Here is a 21,613-nt window from a genome sequence, read left to right on the forward strand (position 1 = left end):
GCGGCACGGTCCGGGAGTGGCCGATTCCGGCCCGGTCGATCACTCGGCGGTGGTGCGGTCCAGGGGGATGGTGGCGTGCACGGCCCAGCCGCCCTGGTCATTGCGGCCGACGGCGAGGGTGCCGCCGAGGACGGCGATACGTTCACGCATACCGACCAGGCCGAGACCGCTGCCGGGGATGACGCTGGCGGGCGCGGGCAGCGGCTCACCACATTTCGAGCGGGTGCCGGTGACGGGCGCGCCGCCGGAGTCGACGATATCGACCAGGACATCGGTATCGCCGCGTTCGATGCGGACGGCGGCGCGCGGATCGGGTCCGGCGTGGCGCAGGGTGTTGGTGAGCGACTCCTGCACGATGCGGTGGATGCCGAGGCTGACTTCCGGTGTGACGGTATCGAGTTCGCCGCTGAGCTCGAGGGAGACGTCCAAGCCGGTATCGCGCATCATCTGCACGACTTTGGCGATGCCCGCGGTGCCGTGCTGCGGAAGTTGTTCCGGCGCATGCTCGGTGCGCAGGAGTTCGACGGTGCGGCGGAGTTCGCGCAGGGCGTCGCGTCCGGTGCCCGCGATGGTGCCCAGGGCCTTCTCGGCGGTCTCGGGCTCGTGCCGGAGCGCGAAGCGCGCCCCGTCGGCCTGCACGATCATGACGCTGACCGCGTGTGCGACCACATCGTGCAGTTCGCGGGCGATGCGGGTGCGTTCGGCGGCGACGGCATCGTGGGCCTGTCGTTCGCGGTCGTAGTCGGCGACGGCGAGGCGGGCGGCGACCTCGTTGTCGTAGGCGTGCCGGGCTCCGACGAATTCGGCCAGGGTCCAGCACAGCGCGTAGTAGAGCGCGGTGAACGGGATGTCCGCGCCTTCGGGCTTGCCGACCAGCAGATGCGCGATCGCGCTGTCGAGCAGCAGCGCGCCCAGGTACCACAGCCCTTCGCGCCGTCCGACATACGCGACCAGCGTGTACAGCATGACGCCGAGCCCGAGCAGCGCCGGATGTTCGGAGGGGTCCTCGGCTGCCCAATGGGTCACCGAGGTGGCCATCGACAGCAGCACCAGGGCGATGGCCGCGGCGCGCGGGTGGGTGCGCCGGATGATGATCGGCAGCACCAGCAGGACGCCGAGCACCAGGTAGGCGATCTTGTTCCTGGCATCGCCCACGGCGAGCACATCGATGGTGAGCAGCAGCAGTGCCAGCATCGAATCGGAGATCAGCGGTTTGCCCCGCAGCCACAGACTGAACCGGCGCACTCCCCCACCCTAGCTAGCGGATCCGCTGCTATTTACACCCGATCGCCCACCCAGATCAGCGCCGGGGGTTCGAGCCTCACCGGGCAGCTGTCCCTGCCGTTACTACGGATGATCTTACCGAGTATTGTGGCGTCGACTGTTGATAGAAGCCGGCCCTTTCGTGTGGCTGCCGCACGGAGTTGTGCGTAGTTGGCACATAGAAACTGGCCGGAGCTATGGATCGCTGGAGGTCGGGGCTGCGGTGGATGAGGGTCGGGTACAGCACATCCTGGGGGAGATTCCGCTGACGCCGCCGTGGACCGTAGGAGAGTTCACGAGGTACCTGTCCGAACGTCTGGGCAAACACATCGTGCTGGCCCCGTGGCGGATAAATGTGCCGTCGCTATCGCGATGCGGGGCGTTGTGGGTGACCGAGGAAGAGTTGGTCATCAAGTACGACCCGTCACGATCGGCGCGCGGGCAGCGGCAGGAGATCATGCACGAGATCGGGCACGTGCTGCTCGAGCACCGAGGCGACGACCGCTTCGAAGTCACTGATTCGCTGCTCGCCGAAGGTCTGGACCCGGAGCGGGTCCGGGCGATCATGCACCGCCGGCACTTCGACACCACCGCCGAGCGGGAAGCGGAATGGCTCGGCACGCATTTGGCGGGCCTGAGCCGAGGCCGGCCGGAGAGCATCGGCGGCGCGAGACACAGAGCGGCATCGCTGATCGAACTGATGTGGCGATGAGTCCGAGTTCTTTGCTGGTGGCGGAGGCGACCTCGTCGCTGACGGAGCCGGTGATGGCGGTGCTGTTGGCGTGGATCGCCATCGCCGGGATACTGCGCATGTCGGTGCTGCTCGAGCGTGTACGGCTCGATTGGGCTGTGGCAGTGCTGATCTGGTCCTATTGGTCCACCGCGTTGCTACGGGACCGCGCAATGCAGTCGGTGCTGACCCGGTGGGTGGCGCTGGCGGATGTGCGGCTCGCGACCCACGCCGCCGCGTTGGTCGGGGCGGGTGCGATTTTGTGGATCGGCTTGCTCTGGCGGGCACGGCGGCCGGTCCGTGGCCCGGTGGTCACCCTGATCTGGGCAGGTGTAGTCGTGCTCGCCGGGGCGCTGGCGTGGATCTCCGCTCCGGCACGGGCGGCCGATGTGGCGGTCGAGGAACTGCCCGGCGTGCGGCCAGGGATCTACTTGACGGTGTACACGCTGCCGACCGCGCTCGCTGAAATCCCTGTCCTGATCATCGCGGTGAGTTTGATGTGGCACTGGCGCCAGAGCCTGGCCCGCGCGGCATTCGGCCTGATCCTGACGGTGTGCATCGCATTCTCCCAGATCGACGCCTGGAGCCGGATCATCACGGGATGGCTGATCACCGCCGGTACCCGAGACGAACTCACCGCCCACCGCGCCAGCGGGAACGATCTGCTCTTCCTGCTCCCCGTCGCGGTATTGATGCTGCTGACGGTGCCCTCGATCGTCACCTCGCTCGCGATCCGATTGCACAGGGATTCCGCCTCGCGCAATGTCCGGGTACTGGGGCCGATGTGGGAAGACATGATGACCGCGCGTCCGGAGATGCGTTTGAACGTCCCGCGCAGCACGCTGGTGCAGGTCAGCGAGCACCGGATGCGCATCGAGATCGAGGACACCATGATCTCCGCTGCCCCCCATCTGACCGGCTTGCACGCGCAGCCCACCCCGGCGCAGGTGTGCCACGCCCTACGATCGGCACTCGCCGAGGGTGGATCCGAGAGCGGCGACCGGCGGGCAGCGGCCCCGGCATGGGTGGGGGATGAAGCGTTCGTGCTGGATATCGCCCGTGAGTGGACCCGGACCCGGCCCGCCGTAGCAGACGACTCAAACGCCCACGCCCGAAAGGCACTCCTATGACGACAACCAAATCCGCTGCCGCACAGAGCATTCCGCATCCACCGAACCGGATTCCGATCCTTGGTGACGTGCTCGGCATGGACCGCAAACGCCCGAATCAGAAGACTCTGTGGCAGTTTTCGCAGTTGGGGCCGCTCTATCGCAGGTCATTCGTCGGCGGGGTGCATCTGACGTTCGCCGGGTCGGCGGCGCTGATGCGCGAGGTCATCGACGAAAAGACCTGGATGCGACATTTCGCGAGACCCTACGAGAAGCTGGTCCCGGTCGGCGGAGATGGCCTGTTCACCGCGTCGAACGATTCCGCGGAGTGGCGGCACGGGCACGAAGTCCTGATTCAGGGGTTCGTGCCGGCGGCGATGTCCGATTACCACGACACGATGCTGAACGTGGCGGAGCTGACCTCGCGGTGGCTCGGCGATACCCGGACCGTCACCGACACCGCGGCCATGATGGGCGATACCGCCCTCGAGGTGATCGGCCGCGCGGGATTCGGCTACAGCGTCGGGGCATTCGAAAGCGATGCGGCAGAACGAGCTCCGTTCGCCGCTGCGCTGACCCGAGTGTTCTCCTATGCACAGGAGTCCGCGATTCCGTTGCTGGGCAAGCTATTCGGCGGCAGCAAGCGCGATCGCCAGCACGCCCAGGACATCGAATTCATGAAATCCACTGTGCTGGAGGTGATCGAAACCCGGCGGCGGACCGGCGAGCGGTGCCCGGATCTACTGGATCGCATGATGCATCCTGCCGAAGGTCCGGCACTGCCGGACGACAATATCGCCGATCAGGTGCTGACACTTTTCATCGCCGGACACGAGACCACCGGCAACCTGCTCTCCTTCGCCACACACTTCCTGGCTCGTGATCCGGAGCTCGCGGCACAAGTGCGCGCAGAAGCCGCCGCGGTTACCACCGACGGACGAATCGCCTACGAGGACGTTGCCAAGCTGCGGGTCACCGACGCGGTAATCGCCGAAACACTCAGACTCTGGCCCACCGCACCCGGATTCTTCCGAGAGGCGCGAGAAGACACCACACTCGGCGGCTACCCGATCGCGGCAGGGGAATGGGTGTTCGTGTTGCTGCTCGCGGTCCAGCGCGACCCCGGGGTATGGGGTGGCGACGCCGGGGAATTCCGGCCGGATCGGTGGCTAGAGAACGGGTTTCGGCCCAAACCGTGGATGTACCGGCCCTTCGGCACGGGTCCGCGCTCGTGCATCGGTCAGGCGTTCGCGCTGCACGAGGCGAAGCTGATCATTGCCTCGCTGGTGCGCGATTTCGAACTGGCCAGCACTGGCGAGCTGGATGTCGAAGAGAATTTGACGCTGCGCCCGTCCAATCTCGAGGTCACCTTCAGCCGTATCAAGTAAGGCGACGCCGCTGACAGGGGGCTGATTACCGGGTGCGGGCGGGCAGCGCGCGCAGGTCGGCGATCAGCTCCCGCAGCTTGTCGCGGGTCATCGCGCGCGCCGCGACATGCTGCACTCCGCGATCCCGCGCCAAGGTCCACAGCTGTAACCGCAGGTCGATATCGATATCCTCATCGCCCTCCGGCAGCAGGTAGCCGACGTCCGTCACGCCGCACAGCGCGCACAGCGCTGCCGCGAGATCAGGGGCAATCGCGACCGTCGACCCAGTGCGCAGGCCCGCGACGTCGGCAGGCTCAACGGTGCGGCCGAGCTTGCAGGTCAGCTCGGCGGCGATCTGCTCGTCATTGAGCGCGGGCGCGTCCCAGCGGTGCGCGAAACTGATCATTCGTTCGATCTTGTCGGCCAACGGCAGCGGCATGGTGTTCCTCATCAGCTGATCCGGCGAGGCGCGGCGTACATCTGCTGCACACGCGCCCATCGCTGGGCAAAACGTTCTTCCTGATCGGCGGGCGTGGTATCCGGGAGCCTGCCCAACAACCAGCGCAGATACATCAATTCGTCCTGATCCTGGACGGTCGGCGCCTCGGGAGCGCGGCGCATGTAATGCCCGAGCAGCATCTCGATCGTCGCCGGACTCAGCGTGCCCTCGAACCGCTGACGTTCGATATCGGCGATCGTCCAGGCACGCAAGACCCGGTCAGCGACGGTATCCATATCGGCCACAAGCGCCGCCCAGCGCTCGTCATCGCCGGCGATGTGGGCGACCAGCTCGGCCAGCTTGACGGTGTCCTGGATCAGCTCGGGCGGAAACGGTATGTACAGCACGCTCGGAACGGTTTGCGCGGACTTGGTGACCTCCACCGGAGGCCGCCCCATCGTCCAGGCGGCCTCGGCGGAGCCGTCCTGCCATTGCAACACCTTGTCCAGCCGGGCCAAGGTGTCCTTGCGCAGTCGCCCGGCCTGGCCGTTCTCGATCTTGCTGAGGGTAAGCGGATTCAGCCCGACGGCCGCGTGAACCGCCTGCTTGGACAGGTCCAGCACTTCACGCCGAGCGAGCGCCACCTGGCCCAAGTACTCAGGGTGTTGTGTAGTCATCGCCTCGACTCTACGCAAAAGGCTTGCAGAACGGCCGCTCTACCGGCATCCGCGCCGATACTACCCGACGCGAATCGGCACCTTCCATCGGCGCACCCCTTAGTTTCACCTACCGTTGACAAGCAGTTTGCATCTGAAAATAGCTATTGTACGTGATGTTACTAAGCAGTGATGCTGTTGAAAGTAAGTAGCGATTTGGGTACAGTTCGCGGCTGTAACAACTGACAGGGCGCGTCGTACCACCAACGCCGCGGATCTCGGCCTGGTCGCCACCGCGGCGACCGCGCCGGGCAGGCCCCGAAACCGAAAGCCGACCTCAGGGGAAGGGGAGGCAGATCCGAAACTCCCTGGCGACGCGCGCCTGCTGCGCGCCGGGTCCCCGCTGCTGCCGGCCCTCACCACCCGGGAGAAGACCACACGAGCCACCCACAAAAAAAGAGCTGTCCTGGCGCGAAGGGGGCGACAGGACAGCGCGGCTGCCGCCGGACCCGGCCACGAGGGGTGCCGGGTCCGGTGGGAGCTCGCTGCACGCTATCGGCGAATGATCTCGAGCGACAACACTTCCACGACAAGTGAGCTCGGACTTACTCGTCCAGAGGTCGCGGGGTGTGCCGCGCGCCCGGCGTGCCGGTGAGGTTTGCCGGGTGGTGCCCGGGTCTGGTTGGGTCACAGGGTGGACGTTGCGGACTGGGCGGTCTTGCTGACCGCGGCTACGGCGGCGGGGTGGGTCGACGCGGTGGTGGGCGGGGGCGGATTGATCGTGCTGCCCACGCTTTTCGTGGTGTTACCGGGGCTGGCGCCGCAAACCGCCTTGGGTACCAACAAGATCGCGGCCTTCTCCGGGACCACCGCGGCGGTGATCACCTTCGCGCGCAAGGTGCCGATGCGGTGGAAGTTGCTGGTTCCCGGTGCGGTGATCGCCGCCGTCGCGGCGGCCTGCGGATCGGCGCTGGTGGCCTTGATCGACCGCAAGTACTTCATTCCGATCGTGATGGTGGTGCTGATCGGGGTGGCGATCTTCGTGACGCTGCGACCGTCGGTGGGTGTCACCATGGCCACCCATCCGCCGACGCGGCGTAAGACACTGCTGGTGGTCGGCCTCGCAGCCGGGTTGATCGGACTCTACGACGGTGTGCTCGGACCGGGTACCGGGACGTTCCTGATCATTACCTTCGCCACGCTGCTGGGCACCGAGTTCGTGCGCGCCGCGGCCATGGCGAAGGTGATCAACTGCGGTTCGAATCTGGGATCGCTGATCTTCCTGGCTTCCACCGGACATGTGCTGTGGGCGCTCGGATTGTCCATGGCGGTCGCGAATGTGGCCGGGTCCATTGTGGGTTCGCGCATGGCCCTGGCCAAGGGCGCGGGTTTCGTGCGCATCGTGCTGCTGGTTGTGGTGGTGGCCATGGTGATTCGCCTCGGCTGGCAGCAGTTCGGCTGATTCGCCGAGGCGGCACCCGTGCGATCAGGCGAGCGCGCCCGCGCGCACCCGTAGGTCACCGGCCGGGTCGGGCTCGGGGTCGGGGGCGGAAGAGCCACCGCGCCACGATGATTCGCCGCCCGTTTCCGCAACGGGAGTGACGGCGGGTTCGATGGTGACGCACTGACCGGCGGGGATCTGGTGCAGTGGTTCGGGGGGCTGGCGGCGCAGGACCGCTGCGCCCAGGTGCCGGACCGGAATATCGGTGCGGCGTGCGGGCTCCGGGCGGGTGTCGGCGGGGCGCGGCGCCGCCGATCCGGTCTCGTCCACTCGCGGCGCGGCCTCCATGGAGTGCGAATGGCTGGCGTCCGGATCGGCGCTGGCCACCGCGGCGGGGGCGGACTGGGTCAGCCAGGGGGCCAGCACCTTGGAGGTGGTCTCCTGGATTTTGCGTTGCAGCTGTTCGGGATCGGTGAACGCACCACTCTGGAAGATCGCGGTGAGCGCACCGGAGACGGCGCCGACGACCGCGCCGACCAGGGCGGCGGCGCCGACCTCGTCGAGCTCCTCGGGGAAGGCGGCGCGGAGTTGGCGGGCGATCTCCTGTTGCGTGGCCAGCTGGGCGTAGGCGGCGCGGCCGCTCACCGCGGGCACGGTGCGCGAAACCTGCGCTCGTACCACCGCGATTCGGGCGGCCAGGGTGTCGCCGAGGTGTTCGCCGGGATTGTCCCCGACCGCGCGTAAGGCACGTAGTAACACCTCGACGGGGCGTTCGTCGGGACGGCGGGCGGCAATGGCCTGGGCGGCCGCGCTCACCCGATCGTCGGGTTCGGGAAAGAGGAGCTCCTCTTTGCTGGCGAAGTAGTTGAAGAACGTTCGAGTGCCCACTTCGGCGGCGGCGGCGATATCGGCGACGGTGGTCGCCTCATAACCTCTGCTCTCGAACATTTCGACGGCGGCCTCGTAGAGGGCACGGCGGGTGCGTTCTCGTTTGCGGTCGCGGAGCGCTGATGGCGGCACGCGGGCAGACCCTACGGCATTCAGTACGTAAAACCCGGTATGTACTGGGCTTGTCGCGCGCGTTTCGCAGTGTGCTTCTTCGCACTTCACGCATTGTTGCAGCGTGTGCCAGTTCGCAGGGTGTGAACTTCACTGTGCCGCAGCGCGTTGTTGAACCTGCGGTACGCGACCCTCTAGCGTGGTGCGGGTGAGCATCGCAACCAAGGTCGTGGACGAGGAGTTCCGCGCACTGCCGCTGAACGCGCTCGCGGAGGCCGCTCTGACGGCGGCGCGAGCGGCCGGGGCCGAGTACGCGGACCTGCGGGTGCATCGGATCGTGCAGCAGTCCATTCGATTGCGGGACGGGCGTGTCGAATCGGTGCGTGACAGTACCGATCTCGGCTTCGCGGTGCGCGTGATCGTCGACGGCACCTGGGGGTTCGCCTCGCACGCGGATCTCACGCCGGAGTCGGCGGTAGAGGTGGCGCGGCGCGCTGTCACGGTCGCCACCACTCTGCGCGGATTGAATCGCGAGCGTGTCGAGCTCGCACCCGAGCCGCGCTATGTGGATGTCGAGTACGTCTCCTCGTACGACATCGATCCGTTCGCCGTGCCGACACCGGAGAAAGTCGCACTGCTGCTGGACTATTCGGAGCGGCTCAAAGCCTCCGACGGTGTGGATCACGTGACGGCGGATGTCCTGCAGGTCAAGGAGCAGACCTGCTACGCCGATACGTTCGGATCGCGGATCACCCAGCAGCGGGTGCGATTGCATCCGCAGCTCGAGGCGATCACCGTCGATCCGTCGGCGGGCGTGTTCGAGACCATGCGGACCCTGGCCGCTCCGACGGGGCGCGGCTGGGAGTACGTCACCGGCGCGGACGGAACCTGGGACTGGAACGGCGAACTCGCGCGGATTCCCGGATGGCTGGCTGAGAAGGTGAAGGCCCCGACGGTCACGGCCGGGCCGACCGATCTGGTGATCGATCCGACCAATCTGTGGCTGACGATTCACGAGTCCATCGGTCACGCGACCGAGTACGACCGGGCCATCGGCTATGAATCCGCGTATGCCGGAACCTCCTTCGCGACCCCCGACAAGCTCGGCACGCTGCGCTACGGCACGCCGATCATGCATGTCACCGGTGACCGCACCCAGGAACACGGCCTGGCCAGTGTCGGCTGGGACGATGAGGGCGTGGCCGGACAGCAATGGGATCTGGTGCGCGAGGGCACCCTGGTCGGCTATCAACTCGATCGCGTCTTCGCACCGCGGCTCGGCCTGGAGCGCTCGAACGGTTGCTCATACGCCGATTCGGCACACCATGTTCCGATCCAGCGCATGGCGAATGTGTCCCTGCAACCCGATCCGACACGTGACACCAGCACCGCCGAGCTGATCTCCCGGGTGGAGAACGGCATCTACATCGTCGGCGACAAATCCTGGTCGATCGATATGCAGCGCTACAACTTCCAATTCACCGGCCAGCGGTTCTTCCGCATCCGCAATGGTGAACTCGCCGGGCAGCTGCGTGATGTCGCGTATCAGGCGACCACCACCGACTTCTGGGGATCGATGGAGGCGGTCGGCGGGCCCTCGACCTGGGTGCTCGGCGGCGCCTTCAATTGCGGTAAAGCGCAGCCCGGTCAGGTGGCGGCGGTTTCGCACGGTTGCCCGTCGGTGCTGGTGCGCGGCATCAATATTCTCAATACCCGCGCCGAGGCCGGACAGTAGGAAAGGACCGACACGGTGAGTGTGCTCCCCGCCCCCGAGGTCGTCGAACGCGCGCTGCGGTCCTCGCGCGCCGATGAGGCGATCGTGATCGTCACCGACGCGCACGAGGCGTCGCTGCGCTGGGCCGGAAACTCCATGACCACCAATGGTTCCTCGGTCGCGCGGGACTGGGCGGTGATGTCGGTGTTCCGCGATGCCGCCGGTGCCGCTCGCGTCGGCAGCGTCAGCTCCACGAGTGTGGATCCGGCCGATATCGAGTATGTGGTGCGCGCCAGCGAGGAGGCCGCGCGCACCGCCGAACCGGCGCGCGATGCCATGCCGCTGCTGGATCCGGAGATCGTGGACAAGGCGACCCTGGACTCCATGCTGGATTGGGAGGGTGCGGCCGGGACCACCGATATCGGCGTATTCACCGAACTGGCACGCGATCTCGCGCCCGGATTCGACGGGTCCGATCAGCTGTACGGGTTCGCGCATCATCAAATGCACTCGACGTGGCTGGGCACCTCCACCGGGGTGCGGCGGCGCTGGGTGCAGCCGACCGGGTCGGTGGAGATCAACGGCAAGCGCGGGGCGGGTGCCGAGCTGGCGAGCGCGTGGGTCGGCGCGGGCACCACGGACTTCCAGGATGTGGATGTGCCCGGCCTGCTCGCCGAGCTGTCGCGGCGGCTGGACTGGGGTAAGCGGCGGGTGGAGCTGCCCGCCGGGCGCTATGAGACGCTGCTGCCGCCCTCTGCCGTCGCCGATCTCATGATCTATATGGCGTGGTCCATGGAGGGCCGCGGCGCGCACGAGGGCCACACCGCCTTCTCTCGTGCGGGCGGAACGCGAATCGGTGAGCGGCTCACCGATATTCCGCTCACCTTGTATTCGGATCCCAGTGCCGCCGGGCTGGAGTACCGGCCGTTCGTGGCCACGCCCGCCTCGTCGGAGTCGCTGTCGGTCTTCGACAACGGACTGACCGCGCAGCGCGCGAACTGGGTGCACAACGGCGTGATCGAATCGCTGGTGTACCCCCGCGCCACCGCCGCCGAATTCGATGCCACCGTAGCGGTTCCCGGTGAGAACCTGCTCATGACGGGCGGTAGCGAGGCATCGCTGGCGGATATGATCGCCCGCACCGAACGCGGGCTGCTGCTCACCTGTCTCTGGTATATCCGCGAAGTCGATCCCGCGACCCTGCTGCTCACCGGCCTCACCCGCGACGGCGTATATCTGGTCGAGAACGGCGAAGTCACCGCCGCGGTCAACAATTTCCGCTTCAACGAATCACCCCTGGATCTACTGCGCCGGGTGAGCGAAGCGGGCCGCAGCGAAATCACCCTCCCCCGTGAGTGGAAGGACTGGTTCACCCGAACCTCCATGCCCGCCTTGCGAATCCCGGACTTCCACATGTCCTCGGTGAGCCAGGCAACCTAGCATCGACACTCCGCACCGGCTGATCACGGCGGTGCGGGACACTCCGCAGGCCCGGCTGCGACACGCCCTGCGGCTGTCGACTCGCGGGCCAACACACGGCAACACGCGAAGTGATCGCCAAATCCGCTCTGCCACGCGATGATTCCTTCGGCTACACACCCGCTTCAATCCGTAGCGCTCTCGTCCAGCGTTCGCACCGAAGGACCGAACCATCACTATGAGCACCTCGACCGTGATCTCCAAGGACGGCACCGTCATCGCGTATTCCAAGATCGGCACCGGCCCCGCCGTCCTGCTGGTCGACGGCGCGTTCTGCCACCGCGATATGGGGCCCAGCACCCCGGTGGCCAAGGAACTCTCGGATAGCTACACCGTCTACACCTACGATCGCCGCGGCCGCGGCGAAAGCGGTGACACCCAGCCCTACGACCCGCAACGCGAAATCGAGGATCTCGCCTCGGTGGCCGCCGAAGCCGGTGAGCCCGTGCACATCTGCGCCTTCTCGTCGGGCGTGCCGCTCGCGCTGGAGGCCATCCGTCACGGCCTCGCCGTCGACAAACTCGGCCTCTACGAATTCCCCTTGGTCACCGACGGCTCCCGCAAACCGGCCCCCGCCGACTACCACCGCCGGCTGAGCGATCTCATCACCGCCGAAAAGCGCGGCGCCGCAATCCGATACTTCATGCACACCGGCGTAGGCGCCCCCGCCCTGACGGTGGCCGCATTCCCCCTGATGCCCGGCTGGTCCAAACTCAAGAAATCCGCCCACACCCTCCCCTACGACAGCCGCTTCATGTCCGACGCCCTCGACGGCACCCCCATCCCCACCGACCGCTACACCTACATCACCGCCCCCACCATGATCTTCGTAGGCTCCAAAAGCCCCAAATGGATGCACCACGGCAACACCGCCCTGGCCCAAGCCATCCCCACCGCCCACTACGCCGAACTCCCCGGCCAATCCCACCAGGTCAAACCCAAACTCTTCACCCCAACCCTGAAGAGCTTCCTCGCCCGCTGACAACAGCATCCACGGCAATCAACCTCATACCGACCGCACCCGAGCTTCTCAGCGGTGGCGAGCGCGAGGATACGCAGGCACGATGGCCCGACCATCGTCTCGCCGGTGGTCGGTGCCGCTGAGATCAACAAGTTGCTGAGCCCTGTGATCGATGCCGATAGTCGAGCGGGCGTTGCCTTGGTGTCGGTCGATCACGATGTCGGTGAGTCGTTCGCCGGGCCGTTGTACCGGCTGATCCTTCAGGCTGATTCGGCCCGGTCTCCACTACTGCCGCCTCGGCATGATCCGGATCCTCCCCGGCCGGAACAGGGTGACATTGTCGAGAATTCGGTCCATGGAAGGAGTGAAACGGCCCAGGCGCCGCGGCACGTTCACGCCTTTCGATAACCCGACTGGCAGACTCGGCATCTGTGACAACTGATGACAATGAGCGCACGGTCGAAGAATCGGTGTCCGGCGACGAGGCAAAGGCGCGCACCGCCGGGCGAGTTATGCTGGGATTGGGCAGCTTCGGGACGCTTTCCGGTCTGTATGTCCCGCTGGTGGACTATCCCGGCTTCAGGGATCAGTACTCCGTGATGAAGTCTTCCCAGGAACTCGGCACGCCCGGTGTCTGGATGGTGCTCGCTGGATCGGCAACCCTGATGCTTGCTGCCACTCTGTTGTTCGAAAGAGTCCAAACCCGCGCGAAACTCGGTGCGGTACTCGTGTTGGCCTGCATCCAAGCCCTCGGTTCGCTGGCGGTCTGCGCCATCGCATTCACTCTGATCTGGGCCGACGCCCGCGATTTCACCTATACCAATAACCGTAGCCACACGTTCGTCGAAGCCGACTTCACCATCGCCGCGGTGATGCCGATCATCTCTCCCGGTCTGCTGCTCGCGGGCGCATTGTGGTTGTGCCTCAACGCTCGTCGCGATCGGGAAGTGCCTCGGTGACAAGGACTTTCAATGTTCTTCGATCGGCTCGAACCCCCGCCCACTCGCGCTGGTCCGAAGCGGTGAGAGTCGGCATGCGAAAGATCAACGGCCGGAAGTCATCTCATGAGTCGGTGACGGACCGTCATACCGAGTTCGGTGTGTTCGATTGTCTGGCGGTGCATAAGCTGGGCGGCGGTGACGCGAACAGGGAGACGCGGAGGAAATGACATGCACTTCGAGGAATTCCGGGCGGCCGGAGCTCTGACAGAGGACACGGCGGAGGACTTGGCAGCTGTAGCGAGCCGATACAGCTCCTATATCACAATCAGCTGCCACGGACGTACGGTGAACGCCCTCGTACTGCCGGTGTGCTGGGACGTGCTACGGATACGAGCCGGTGACCTCGTCGTGGTGACCGCCGAACGTGGCTACCGCCCGGCCGGTGACGAAGACCGCCACGCGCTGAAGGATTTCGTCGACAGCTTCCGCCAATTCACCACACCGGCACGAATACTCGCCCTGCAATAGACCTCGCAGACACCGGAACTCAGGAGGGTCGGACACACTCGGGGCCGAGGCGGTGGCCGGTACGCCTCGGATAGCCGCTCAAATGCTTGGTGCCCGAGGTCGACGGCGCATCTTTCTTCGACGGTATGGCCGTCCCGGATCCGCGTGGTAGAACATGGTAGAAATCTGTTCGATCTTGTTTCCGTTCGCTGTGGCTTGATCCGCCTGTGCTTCCGAAATGTCTCGGTATTGATGCGCAACTGAGGGTGAGGGCTTGATGAGCGACGGTTTCTCGATTGGTATCGGCACGCGTATGGCGGCTCGACAGGTCGAGGCGATCGCCGCGTCGGTCGGCGATCCACGCCGTAATCTGGCGACGTTCTCGACGGCCGCGATTCCGTTGGAGGGCATCGGAATTCACGGCCGGATGCTTGCCTACAATGCGGTGAACCGGGAAGAATACCCGTGTGTAGGTCTCTTCGAATCCGGTTGCCTGGGATTTCTGGCCCGGCGGTGGAATCTACAGCCGGTCTCGAACTGCGCGGTGTCGGGGATGTCGACATTCGGATCGAGCGAGGCCGCGCAATTGGCCGCGACCGCGCTGTGGTGGACCAAATGCCCGACCGGGAGCACCCGAACGGCTCGCCCCAACCTGGTGATGGCCGCGAACGCGCATGTGTGCTGGCGGCAGCTGTGCCGATTCATCGGTATCGAACCACGAGTCGTGGCGGTGCACCCGCGGACTCAGACCGCTTGCCCGACAACACTTTCGAGCGCATGTGACGCGAACACCATCGGAGTCGTGGCGACCTTGGGCGCGACGTACACCGGATTGACCGACCCGATCGAGGATATCCAGGTCGGCCTGGACGACCTGTACGCCCGGTCCGGCGTCGATATCGACATCCACGTGGACGCGGCCTCGGGCGGCTTCTCGGTCCCTTTCCTGCGACCGGATCGCGAGTGGGATTTCCGCCTCCCGAGGGTCCGCTCGATCAACACCTCAGGACACAAGTACGGCATGGTCCCGCCCACTCTCGGGTGGATCATGTGGCGTGACCGTTCCGCGCTGCCCGATGAAATGTTTTGCGACAGTGACTATCTCAGCGGCAGCACCCGCACTCTCGGCCTCGGGTACTCCCGGCCGGCCGCCCATGTCGCCCACCAGTACTTCAACATTCTCGGCTACGGAGTCGACGGCTATACGCGAATCCTGCGCCGATGCGCCCAGACCGCGACCGCGCTCGCGGCGATCCTGGACACGGACCCCGAACTGGTTCGCGTATCCGATCCCGGCCAGCTGCCGATCGTGGTGGCGGCGGGCCCGCGTGAGCGCGTGGAGACCGTCGCGGCGGCCCTGCATACCCGCGGATGGCGGGTGCCCACCTATGACATGCCATGGTCGGGACAGCGCGCACTGCGGATCGTGTGCCGCCCGGACATGGGTACCGAGCTGGCCGATCAGCTCACCGGAGATCTGCAAGTCGCACTACGAACAACGCACCGCAGCAATCGAATCGGGGCCGAGCCGGTCGCCGTCGCATCAGGAGGAATGCTGTGACCACTGTCGAGATCGTCGCGGACCTGCTCGCTCTCGATCCCCCGCCCGAGGGCGGCGGGCTGAGGATCGCCCTGTACCAGGGCGCGGGGGAAGTCGGCACCGCGGCGGCGGTGGAACAGAATATGGAACGGCTCGAACACATCGTCCGTAAGGCGGCCGAATACCGCGCGCAACTCGTGGTGTTCCCCGAGAAATACAACACCGGATACGCCATCGGGGTGAGCGAGCGAGACGCGCTGGCCGAGACCGTCGACGGTCCGAGTGTGGAACGCGCCCGGCGCGCAGCCAAGGACGCCGAGATCGCGATCGTGCTGCCATACCCGGAACGTGAACCGCACGAAGGCGGTTCACGCTTCTACGACGCCATCGCCTGCGTCACCGCGGATGGGACGGTGGCGGCGAACTATCGCAAGACACACCTGTACGGTGCGGCCGAGCGACGCAACTACAGCTTCGGATCCGAACTGCCTCCGGTCGTGGAGATCAACGGAATGACGGTGGGCATACTCAACTGCTACGAATGCGAGTTCCCACCCCTCTATCAGTATCTGGCCGAACAGGGAGCCCGGATCGTCATCGGCCCGACCGCCGCGGACCGGCATTTCACCCTCGCTGACGGCAGCCCCTCGCTGGTGCCCTATCAGGACGCGACCCGCCACATCATCCCGGCGATGGCGAGCGTCTGGGGCATGTTCGTCGCCTACTGCAATCGGCGCGGCTGGGAGGAGACCGACGCCGGCTGCTGGCAGTACCGCGCGAACTCGGGCATCTGGTCACCGACGGGAGAACCGGTCATCGCCGCCGGACCCGAACATCAGCATCATGACGCCCTGTTCATCGCCGACTGCCGCCCCGACGCCCACCGCCGCTTCAGCCCCGAAGGCCGCCACCTCACCGATAACCGACTCGGCCTGAACCTGAACCTGCGCGCCGGAGTGTGACAACAGTCTGGCGTGGATCAGGGTCTCATTGGCCGACCAGAGTTTGAACACGTTCTCTCGCTGTGTGTTCCGCCGTTCTGCGCGGCTGTTTGGTCGGAGGTCTGGGCTATGAGTGGGGATCGAGGGTGCGTCGGAGCGACTGCCGAACTCGGTGAGCTTCGGCTCGGACTGTCCAGATGGGGTGTCGCAGGATCGCCTGGTTCTCCGCGACGAGCGTCCCCGGCTGGAACAGGTGCGCCGCGTTCGCGAGAGCGAGCCCGGCTCCGAGTGTCACGACGCCCGTTCCTCGGAATCGGCGAACGAGGATCCGGCCGAATGTCGGCTGCCTTCATCGTTTGTAGCGTTGGCCTTCGGCGAGCTGTTGGGTGACTTTGTCGCTGCCGCTGCGGCGTTGGATCGCGGCCGACAGGCGTGGGGCGATGCCGCCGAGCAGTGCGACGGTCCGCAGGCCGAGCGGGGCGACGTCGATTTCGGCGATGTTGTTCTCGATAGCGCGTACGGTTGCGCGGGCGACGTCGTGCGGTGATCTGGTGCGGGCCCCTCGGGGCAGTGCGGCGCCGGAGTCGGCGAACATGCCCGCGTCGCTGATGTAGCCGGGGAATATCGTTGAGACGCCCACGTTGTGGGGTCGCATGTCTTCACGCAGGGCGAGGGCGAAGCCGCGTAGTCCGAATTTGGTGGCGTTGTAGAGCGATGCCTGCGCGGAGGCGGTTTTGCCGGACAGGGAGGAGATGAAGACGAGGTGACCACGGCGGCGAACAGCCATCTGTTCGGAGGCGAGTTTGGTCATCACGATGGGTGCACGGAGGTTGACGTCGAGGGCTCGGTCGATTTGGTCGAGGGTGTAATCGGCCAGCAGACCTGTCGCAGGCAGGGCGGCGTTGGCCACGAGCACGTCGATCTCGCCCGCTTCGGCGAGCAGTTCGTGCACGGAGTCCGGATCGGTCAGGTCGGCGTGCACGGCCCTGCCGCCCAGCTTCTGGGCCAGCGGCTCGAGAAGGCCGGTGCGGCGACCGGTCAGGATCATCTGCCCGCCGCGCTCGGCCAGTGCTATTGCCAGCGCGTGGCCGATCCCGCCGGTGGCTCCGGTCAACAGCACCTTCGCGCCTTGGAGGTTCATGTCAATTGTTCCGATCGATTGTGGTGGGGGCGGCCCCGGAATCGGTCGCTGCCGCGGCGGTCGAGATGATGCGGGGGTCGTCAGCGTCGGAGTTCACGCTGGCACCTGGGGTGTAGAACATTTCGACGACGTCGCGTGCCCGGATGTGGCGGTGCCAGTGGCCTTTCGGCACGACCGTGAACTGCCCGGCCGACAGTGCGAGTTGGTGCCGGTAGGTGGCGGTGAGGATTTCGACCGTGACCTCGCCGCGCAGGACCATCAACAGTTCGTCGGTGTCGGGGTGCAGCTCCCAGGCCGAGGCGTCAGCCGCGTCGGCGCGATACATGCCGAAGGACGAGGCGTTGAACGGTGCCAGTTCCTGGACGAACTCGAAGGATGAGAGGTTCGCGGCCACGGCGACCGGATCGTAGATGCGCATGCCCCCACCCTGGGTCGTGTCACCCCGGTGGGTCTTGTACGAATGTTCCGTTCCTGGCGAACCCGGCGTGGTCCGCGGCGAACTCCTGGTCACCGGCCAGCGTCGTGGGCGTCGCACCGCTGAACGCCACGACCTCGCGATGCAGATGGGATTGGTCGACGTAGCCGCAGTCGGCCGCGACCCGCGCCGGGGGGTGCCCGAGGGCCAGGCGGCGGGCGGCGTGATGGAAGCGCACTAACCTGGCGGCTCGCTTCGGCGGCAGTCCCACTTGCGATCCGAAGCGCGTCCAAAGCCGTTTGCGGCTCCAACCGAGCTCGACCGCCAGGTCCTCGACTCGTGCCGCGCCGCGGCTGGCGACGATCCGGCGCCAGGCCCAGGCCACCTCGGGATGCATGGCCAACCCAACGTCGCCACGGCCGGCAAGCAGCGTCTCCACCGAGGCGAACCGGTCCTCCCACGTCGCGGCATCATGCAGCTGCTCCCGAATGCGCGATGCGCCCCGGCCCCACAGTTCGTCGAGAGCGACCACGGCGCGCGGCAGCTCGCCCGGGCGCACGCCCAGCACGGTGTGCGCGGCTTGCGGGGTCAGACGAACCTCGACGCATTCGATGTCGCTTCCGCGCAGACGAACCGCGTCAGGTGCGAGTCCGGCGACCAGCCCGCCCAGCTCTCGCCGACCGAGGGCGTCGTCCACGACGAGGGGACCGTCACCGAACTCGACGACCAGTGTGAGGGCTGGGTGCGGGACGACCCTCAGCTCGATCGGCCCGGTGGTATGGCCGCGGAATCCGGCCATACCGACCCCGGCGATGCTGATCGGCCGCGCCGGTCGCGCGACATCCCAGGCCGCTGTTTGTCCGCGGTCTCGGTCCTGCCCGTGCTCGCTGGATCGCACCGTTTCATGCTACGAGCGCCGGCAGCTGCCGACAGATCCTCACGCAGGATCTCGTCGATCATGTGTTCTTGTAAGCAGCACACGAATCGTCGCGCCACAAGCCTCGACCCGGTGTCAAAATTCGCCAGTTCCAACATCTTCAGAACGCCGGCGATACCCACCTTCGCCAGCAACCGGTGTCAAAGTTCACCCGCATAACCAACCAAAGGTGGCTGGACCGAAGCGAAGCCGGGAGCTGGTGGAGCTACACGCGTCGAACCGCAGGCTGCGCGATTACGCGTGCGCCGGCGGCGGCCAACCCGCCGACACCGATCATGATCCCGCCCTCGATGGTGTGCACGACATTTCCGAAGTTGTCGACCGCCATCATGTGCAGGACGTGGTCACCACCGGTGAATCCCAGTGCGGCGATGAGGAGATAGAACAGCCCGCACACCCGGGTGTAGGCGAGGGAACGGGAGCGTACGGGAGCCAGGACGAGTCCCGCCAACCCCGTGATCAGGTGGAACAGGGCGTGCCAGCCATTGCCCGTCCTAGTCAAGCACCGGGGCACGCAAGGGCGCATCAATTGCCGCTGAACTCAATCCGAGCTCCACGCGATGACGAGCATGGAAGCAATCATGGTCGTGTGCCCCAACAGCTGGTTCATCACCGTGCCCCGGCCGAAGAACGACCAGGTAGCGCTCGCAAGTAGCACGACGGAGAAGGCGAGCAAAGATACGCGCCGCTTTGTCCATCCCCTCCGCCAACTACCTCGCGCGGCTGGTTCTTGCCCGAGAAGGGCGAAAAAGAGCGCCACAACGCTGATAAGAATGGCAAGAGCGAACAGACGCCCCGCGACCACATCGTAGATTTCTTCGCTGCCGATCAATCTGGTTGCCGCAGCGAGATATACGCCGAGGGCGAGCAGCGTGGCAACCGATCTGATCTGTGAATACCGCTTCTTCCGTCGATCCGGCACAGCCGATCCCGCCCCACCCGTGTTCACAGCAGGAGCTTACGACTCCGAGGGCTGAACCACCTGATCAACAACGCGCGCTCAGGGCGCATCCCACGCCGGCCGAACCGGTCATGATGGTGCGCATGACCGAATGGCAAGCTCGTCCGCTGGAGACAAAGTGGCGTTGCGGCGGCCATGCGGAGCGAGTCTCGATGCGGCGCGGGCGATCCTGGTGTCGATGGCCCTCATAGTTCAGTGAACCTGTTCAAAGGCAACGACAATCGCGGCGATTGATATCGAAATTTGCTGCTCCTTCGGCATGTAACCACAGCAGTAGGTGCATGGTTTTTGGCCCGAGAGTCTTCCCAGAAAACCGCGCGCCATGACACCGACGAAAGCGTACCTCGGACATCATCGTCCGCGCCCTCCACTATCGGACCAGCTCGACCAGTTTCAGATACTGCACCTGCCTCCGTACGGCATCGAAATCGCCTGCGCTGTAGCTCATTTCTATTCTCATCGTGTTCCCACGTGCCCCGGAATGGCAACCCGCTACTGGCGACTGCGATCAGACGCCCCCATACCACGCAAGGCGCTGACGAAAACCGCCGCCGCGACACGGTCAAGAAGCGAGCCCCACAGCGCCGCAATAACATCCGTGTCATCCGATGGTCGCGTCAGGTGACTTCACTCTCAGCGGCCGTTCGCGAGATTCCCCGCGAGTCGCTGAAACTCTAGGATCGATTGTGAGATCCCAAGGGAGGCAACCCCATGACGGAATCAGCATTCACTCCGCAGTCAGCACGACGACCGTTGGTGGTATTCGATGGCGACTGCGCATTCTGCACCGCCAGCGTTGATTTCATCCGGCATCGAATAGGGCCGGACGTCGATTTCACTCCCTGGCAACGGATCGACCTGCCAGCCTTAGGGCTGACCGAACAACAGGTCGAACCGCGGTTCAGTGGATTGGTGATGACAGCAGCCGAGCCTCAGGTGCCCGCGCCGGCGCACTGCTCTTGCGTCGTGCGGCCCAGCCGTGGCGTGCAGTAGGCGCAATCATGCTGAATCCGCCGATCAGCTGGCTCGCCGCCGCCCTCTACCGCCTCGTCGCCAAGAACCGGCACCGCCTACCCGGCGGCACTCCCGCGTGCGCTTTCCCCGGCCCGAAGCACGATTGAGGGCCGTACCCGGCCCGCGCTCAGTAGCGGCCGCGCGGTCTCTGTCGGCTTCTCAGCCGTACTGTTCGGAAGTCGACACGACAAAGACGACGCCAACGTCGTCGAATGGCTTGCTCCGGCGGGCAACGCGACCGCGGTCGCGCTCGACGCTCCCAGAACGGGAACATGGACACCGCGCGCGGCCATCGTGACGTCTTCGGTTTGCGGGCAGCCGGTAGCCACTCGGGCGGATCGAAACTGGGTGACTGACTGTCCCTACAACCGGGAGTAGTTCCGGAGCGCATCGACCACGAGCACGGCACCGAATATCAGAAAGAGAATGCGAACCGAGAGTGGACCGAATCGGTTCAGGGCTCGGATAACCGCGCGATAGGAGCGCCTCGCGCGGGTCGAGCGTCGGGTCGAGGTATACAGGACCAGGATCGGCGGCAGTAGCGCGATAAGGCAATACGCGATCACGATCAACGGCCACAATGCGGGCCGGGGTTCACGAACCGAGAGCATCGCCAGCGCCGCCAGATACGGAACTGCCGTCGGCGCCTGAGCGAGGCCCATACCCGCTCCGATCAACCCGAGTAGCCACGGACGCCGTCGCGCCTCGATCGCCCAAGGCGGTATCGCCTCCGCCGCACTCCCGGGCAACCGAACGGCACCGAATATCAGCAGCACCACACCGACCGCGAGTTCTCCCCGATAGCGAACCGCCGGAGTGAACTCGAAGTGAAACAGATCGGTGAGAAAGCTCAATCCGAGCACGGTGCAGATACCGAAAGCTGTTGTGACAGCAAATATTCCCGCGATGAAGCTCAAAGCGCCGGGGACGGGCGAACGACGACTCAGTCGACTGTCAACGACCACCGCCGCCGTAATCCCTATGTTCAGGACGTGCAGTGAATCGATGAGGGCGAACCCTGCGAGCGCCAATAGGAAGATCAACATGACGCTACCGAC

The 21,613-nt window shown here is 65.7% G+C and carries 23 protein-coding genes; 13 read left to right on the top strand and 10 right to left on the bottom strand.

The window, feature by feature from the left end; all coding sequences use genetic code 11:
- Positions 1 to 39 precede the first annotated feature (39 nt).
- Entirely contained in the window at positions 40 to 1,245 is a 1,206-nt protein-coding gene (locus OHB26_RS31710; protein WP_330180924.1) for a sensor histidine kinase, read from the bottom strand.
- Between the two features lie 406 nt (positions 1,246 to 1,651).
- On the opposite strand from OHB26_RS31710, the gene OHB26_RS31715 reads away from it, so the two are divergent.
- The 3 genes from OHB26_RS31715 to OHB26_RS31725 are packed head-to-tail and all read left to right on the top strand — an operon-like array spanning position 1,652 to position 4,490.
- Positions 1,652 to 1,975, top strand: coding sequence for an ImmA/IrrE family metallo-endopeptidase (locus tag OHB26_RS31715; protein ID WP_330180925.1), 324 nt, complete (start codon positions 1,652 to 1,654; stop codon positions 1,973 to 1,975).
- Positions 1,972 to 3,123: a DUF6545 domain-containing protein gene (locus OHB26_RS31720; RefSeq protein ID WP_330180926.1), complete on the top strand. Its 1,152-nt coding sequence runs from the start codon at positions 1,972 to 1,974 to the stop codon at positions 3,121 to 3,123. Before OHB26_RS31715 ends, OHB26_RS31720 begins: the two co-directional genes overlap by 4 nt.
- Complete coding sequence (locus OHB26_RS31725; protein WP_330180927.1) at positions 3,120 to 4,490, top strand: cytochrome P450; 1,371 nt, start codon at positions 3,120 to 3,122, stop codon at positions 4,488 to 4,490. The genes OHB26_RS31720 and OHB26_RS31725 overlap by 4 nt, the downstream gene beginning before the upstream one ends.
- Positions 4,491 to 4,515: 25 nt before the next feature.
- Here the strand turns inward: OHB26_RS31725 and OHB26_RS31730 are convergent, their stop codons facing one another.
- Positions 4,516 to 4,920 (bottom strand): hypothetical protein, encoded by a 405-nt coding sequence (locus tag OHB26_RS31730; protein ID WP_330180928.1) that lies wholly within the window; start codon positions 4,918 to 4,920, stop codon positions 4,516 to 4,518.
- Positions 4,920 to 5,561 (bottom strand): helix-turn-helix domain-containing protein, encoded by a 642-nt coding sequence (locus OHB26_RS31735; RefSeq protein ID WP_330180929.1) that lies wholly within the window; start codon positions 5,559 to 5,561, stop codon positions 4,920 to 4,922. The genes OHB26_RS31730 and OHB26_RS31735 overlap by 1 nt, the downstream gene beginning before the upstream one ends.
- Positions 5,562 to 6,258: 697 nt before the next feature.
- On the opposite strand from OHB26_RS31735, the gene OHB26_RS31740 reads away from it, so the two are divergent.
- Positions 6,259 to 7,026, top strand: a complete 768-nt coding sequence (locus tag OHB26_RS31740) for a TSUP family transporter (RefSeq protein ID WP_330180930.1) — start codon at positions 6,259 to 6,261, stop codon at positions 7,024 to 7,026.
- Positions 7,027 to 7,050: 24 nt separating this feature from the next.
- Here OHB26_RS31740 and OHB26_RS31745 read toward each other — a convergent pair whose 3' ends face one another.
- Entirely contained in the window at positions 7,051 to 8,025 is a 975-nt protein-coding gene (locus OHB26_RS31745) for a helix-turn-helix domain-containing protein (protein WP_330180931.1), read from the bottom strand.
- A 187-nt stretch (positions 8,026 to 8,212) separates the two neighbouring features.
- On the opposite strand from OHB26_RS31745, the gene OHB26_RS31750 reads away from it, so the two are divergent.
- From OHB26_RS31750 to OHB26_RS31780, 7 genes are all read left to right on the top strand, one after another.
- Positions 8,213 to 9,739, top strand: a complete 1,527-nt coding sequence (locus OHB26_RS31750; protein ID WP_442942765.1) for a TldD/PmbA family protein — start codon at positions 8,213 to 8,215, stop codon at positions 9,737 to 9,739.
- Positions 9,740 to 9,760: 21 nt separating this feature from the next.
- Entirely contained in the window at positions 9,761 to 11,158 is a 1,398-nt protein-coding gene (locus tag OHB26_RS31755) for a metallopeptidase TldD-related protein (RefSeq protein WP_330185842.1), read from the top strand.
- A gap of 217 nt (positions 11,159 to 11,375) precedes the next feature.
- Positions 11,376 to 12,179, top strand: coding sequence for an alpha/beta fold hydrolase (locus tag OHB26_RS31760; protein WP_330180933.1), 804 nt, complete (start codon positions 11,376 to 11,378; stop codon positions 12,177 to 12,179).
- A gap of 449 nt (positions 12,180 to 12,628) precedes the next feature.
- Positions 12,629 to 13,117 carry a hypothetical protein gene (locus OHB26_RS31765; protein ID WP_330180934.1) on the top strand — a complete coding sequence of 163 codons (489 nt, stop codon included), beginning with the start codon at positions 12,629 to 12,631 and terminating at the stop codon, positions 13,115 to 13,117.
- Between the two features lie 327 nt (positions 13,118 to 13,444).
- Positions 13,445 to 13,627: a hypothetical protein gene (locus tag OHB26_RS31770; protein WP_330180935.1), complete on the top strand. Its 183-nt coding sequence runs from the start codon at positions 13,445 to 13,447 to the stop codon at positions 13,625 to 13,627.
- A gap of 256 nt (positions 13,628 to 13,883) precedes the next feature.
- The gene (locus OHB26_RS31775) at positions 13,884 to 15,167 is read left to right on the top strand and encodes a pyridoxal-dependent decarboxylase (protein ID WP_330180936.1); all 1,284 of its coding nucleotides are present in this window, start codon (positions 13,884 to 13,886) and stop codon (positions 15,165 to 15,167) included.
- A complete protein-coding gene (locus tag OHB26_RS31780) occupies positions 15,164 to 16,108 on the top strand; it encodes a nitrilase-related carbon-nitrogen hydrolase (protein ID WP_330180937.1) in 945 nt (314 codons plus the stop codon). The genes OHB26_RS31775 and OHB26_RS31780 overlap by 4 nt, the downstream gene beginning before the upstream one ends.
- Before the next feature lie 328 nt (positions 16,109 to 16,436).
- Here OHB26_RS31780 and OHB26_RS31785 read toward each other — a convergent pair whose 3' ends face one another.
- From OHB26_RS31785 to OHB26_RS31805, 5 genes are all read right to left on the bottom strand, one after another.
- Positions 16,437 to 17,228 carry an SDR family NAD(P)-dependent oxidoreductase gene (locus tag OHB26_RS31785; RefSeq protein WP_330180938.1) on the bottom strand — a complete coding sequence of 264 codons (792 nt, stop codon included), beginning with the start codon at positions 17,226 to 17,228 and terminating at the stop codon, positions 16,437 to 16,439.
- Between the two features lies 1 nt (position 17,229).
- Positions 17,230 to 17,646, bottom strand: coding sequence for a cupin domain-containing protein (locus OHB26_RS31790; protein WP_330180939.1), 417 nt, complete (start codon positions 17,644 to 17,646; stop codon positions 17,230 to 17,232).
- A gap of 19 nt (positions 17,647 to 17,665) precedes the next feature.
- The gene (locus OHB26_RS31795) at positions 17,666 to 18,541 is read right to left on the bottom strand and encodes an AraC family transcriptional regulator (RefSeq protein WP_330180940.1); all 876 of its coding nucleotides are present in this window, start codon (positions 18,539 to 18,541) and stop codon (positions 17,666 to 17,668) included.
- 244 nt (positions 18,542 to 18,785) lie between these two features.
- Entirely contained in the window at positions 18,786 to 19,082 is a 297-nt protein-coding gene (locus OHB26_RS31800) for a DUF4383 domain-containing protein (protein WP_330180941.1), read from the bottom strand.
- A gap of 39 nt (positions 19,083 to 19,121) precedes the next feature.
- Positions 19,122 to 19,529 carry a hypothetical protein gene (locus OHB26_RS31805; protein WP_330180942.1) on the bottom strand — a complete coding sequence of 136 codons (408 nt, stop codon included), beginning with the start codon at positions 19,527 to 19,529 and terminating at the stop codon, positions 19,122 to 19,124.
- Positions 19,530 to 20,252: 723 nt separating this feature from the next.
- Here OHB26_RS31805 and OHB26_RS31810 point away from each other — a divergent pair.
- Both OHB26_RS31810 and OHB26_RS31815 read left to right on the top strand, forming a co-directional pair.
- Positions 20,253 to 20,534, top strand: a complete 282-nt coding sequence (locus OHB26_RS31810) for a hypothetical protein (protein ID WP_330180943.1) — start codon at positions 20,253 to 20,255, stop codon at positions 20,532 to 20,534.
- A complete protein-coding gene (locus OHB26_RS31815) occupies positions 20,450 to 20,662 on the top strand; it encodes a thiol-disulfide oxidoreductase DCC family protein (protein ID WP_330185843.1) in 213 nt (70 codons plus the stop codon). Before OHB26_RS31810 ends, OHB26_RS31815 begins: the two co-directional genes overlap by 85 nt.
- Positions 20,663 to 20,917: 255 nt before the next feature.
- Here the strand turns inward: OHB26_RS31815 and OHB26_RS31820 are convergent, their stop codons facing one another.
- Positions 20,918 to 21,601: a GAP family protein gene (locus tag OHB26_RS31820; protein ID WP_330180944.1), complete on the bottom strand. Its 684-nt coding sequence runs from the start codon at positions 21,599 to 21,601 to the stop codon at positions 20,918 to 20,920.
- Positions 21,602 to 21,613 lie beyond the last annotated feature (12 nt).

Origin of the sequence: Nocardia sp. NBC_01503 (assembly GCF_036327755.1) — a bacterium.
Lineage (GTDB): Bacteria > Actinomycetota > Actinomycetes > Mycobacteriales > Mycobacteriaceae > Nocardia.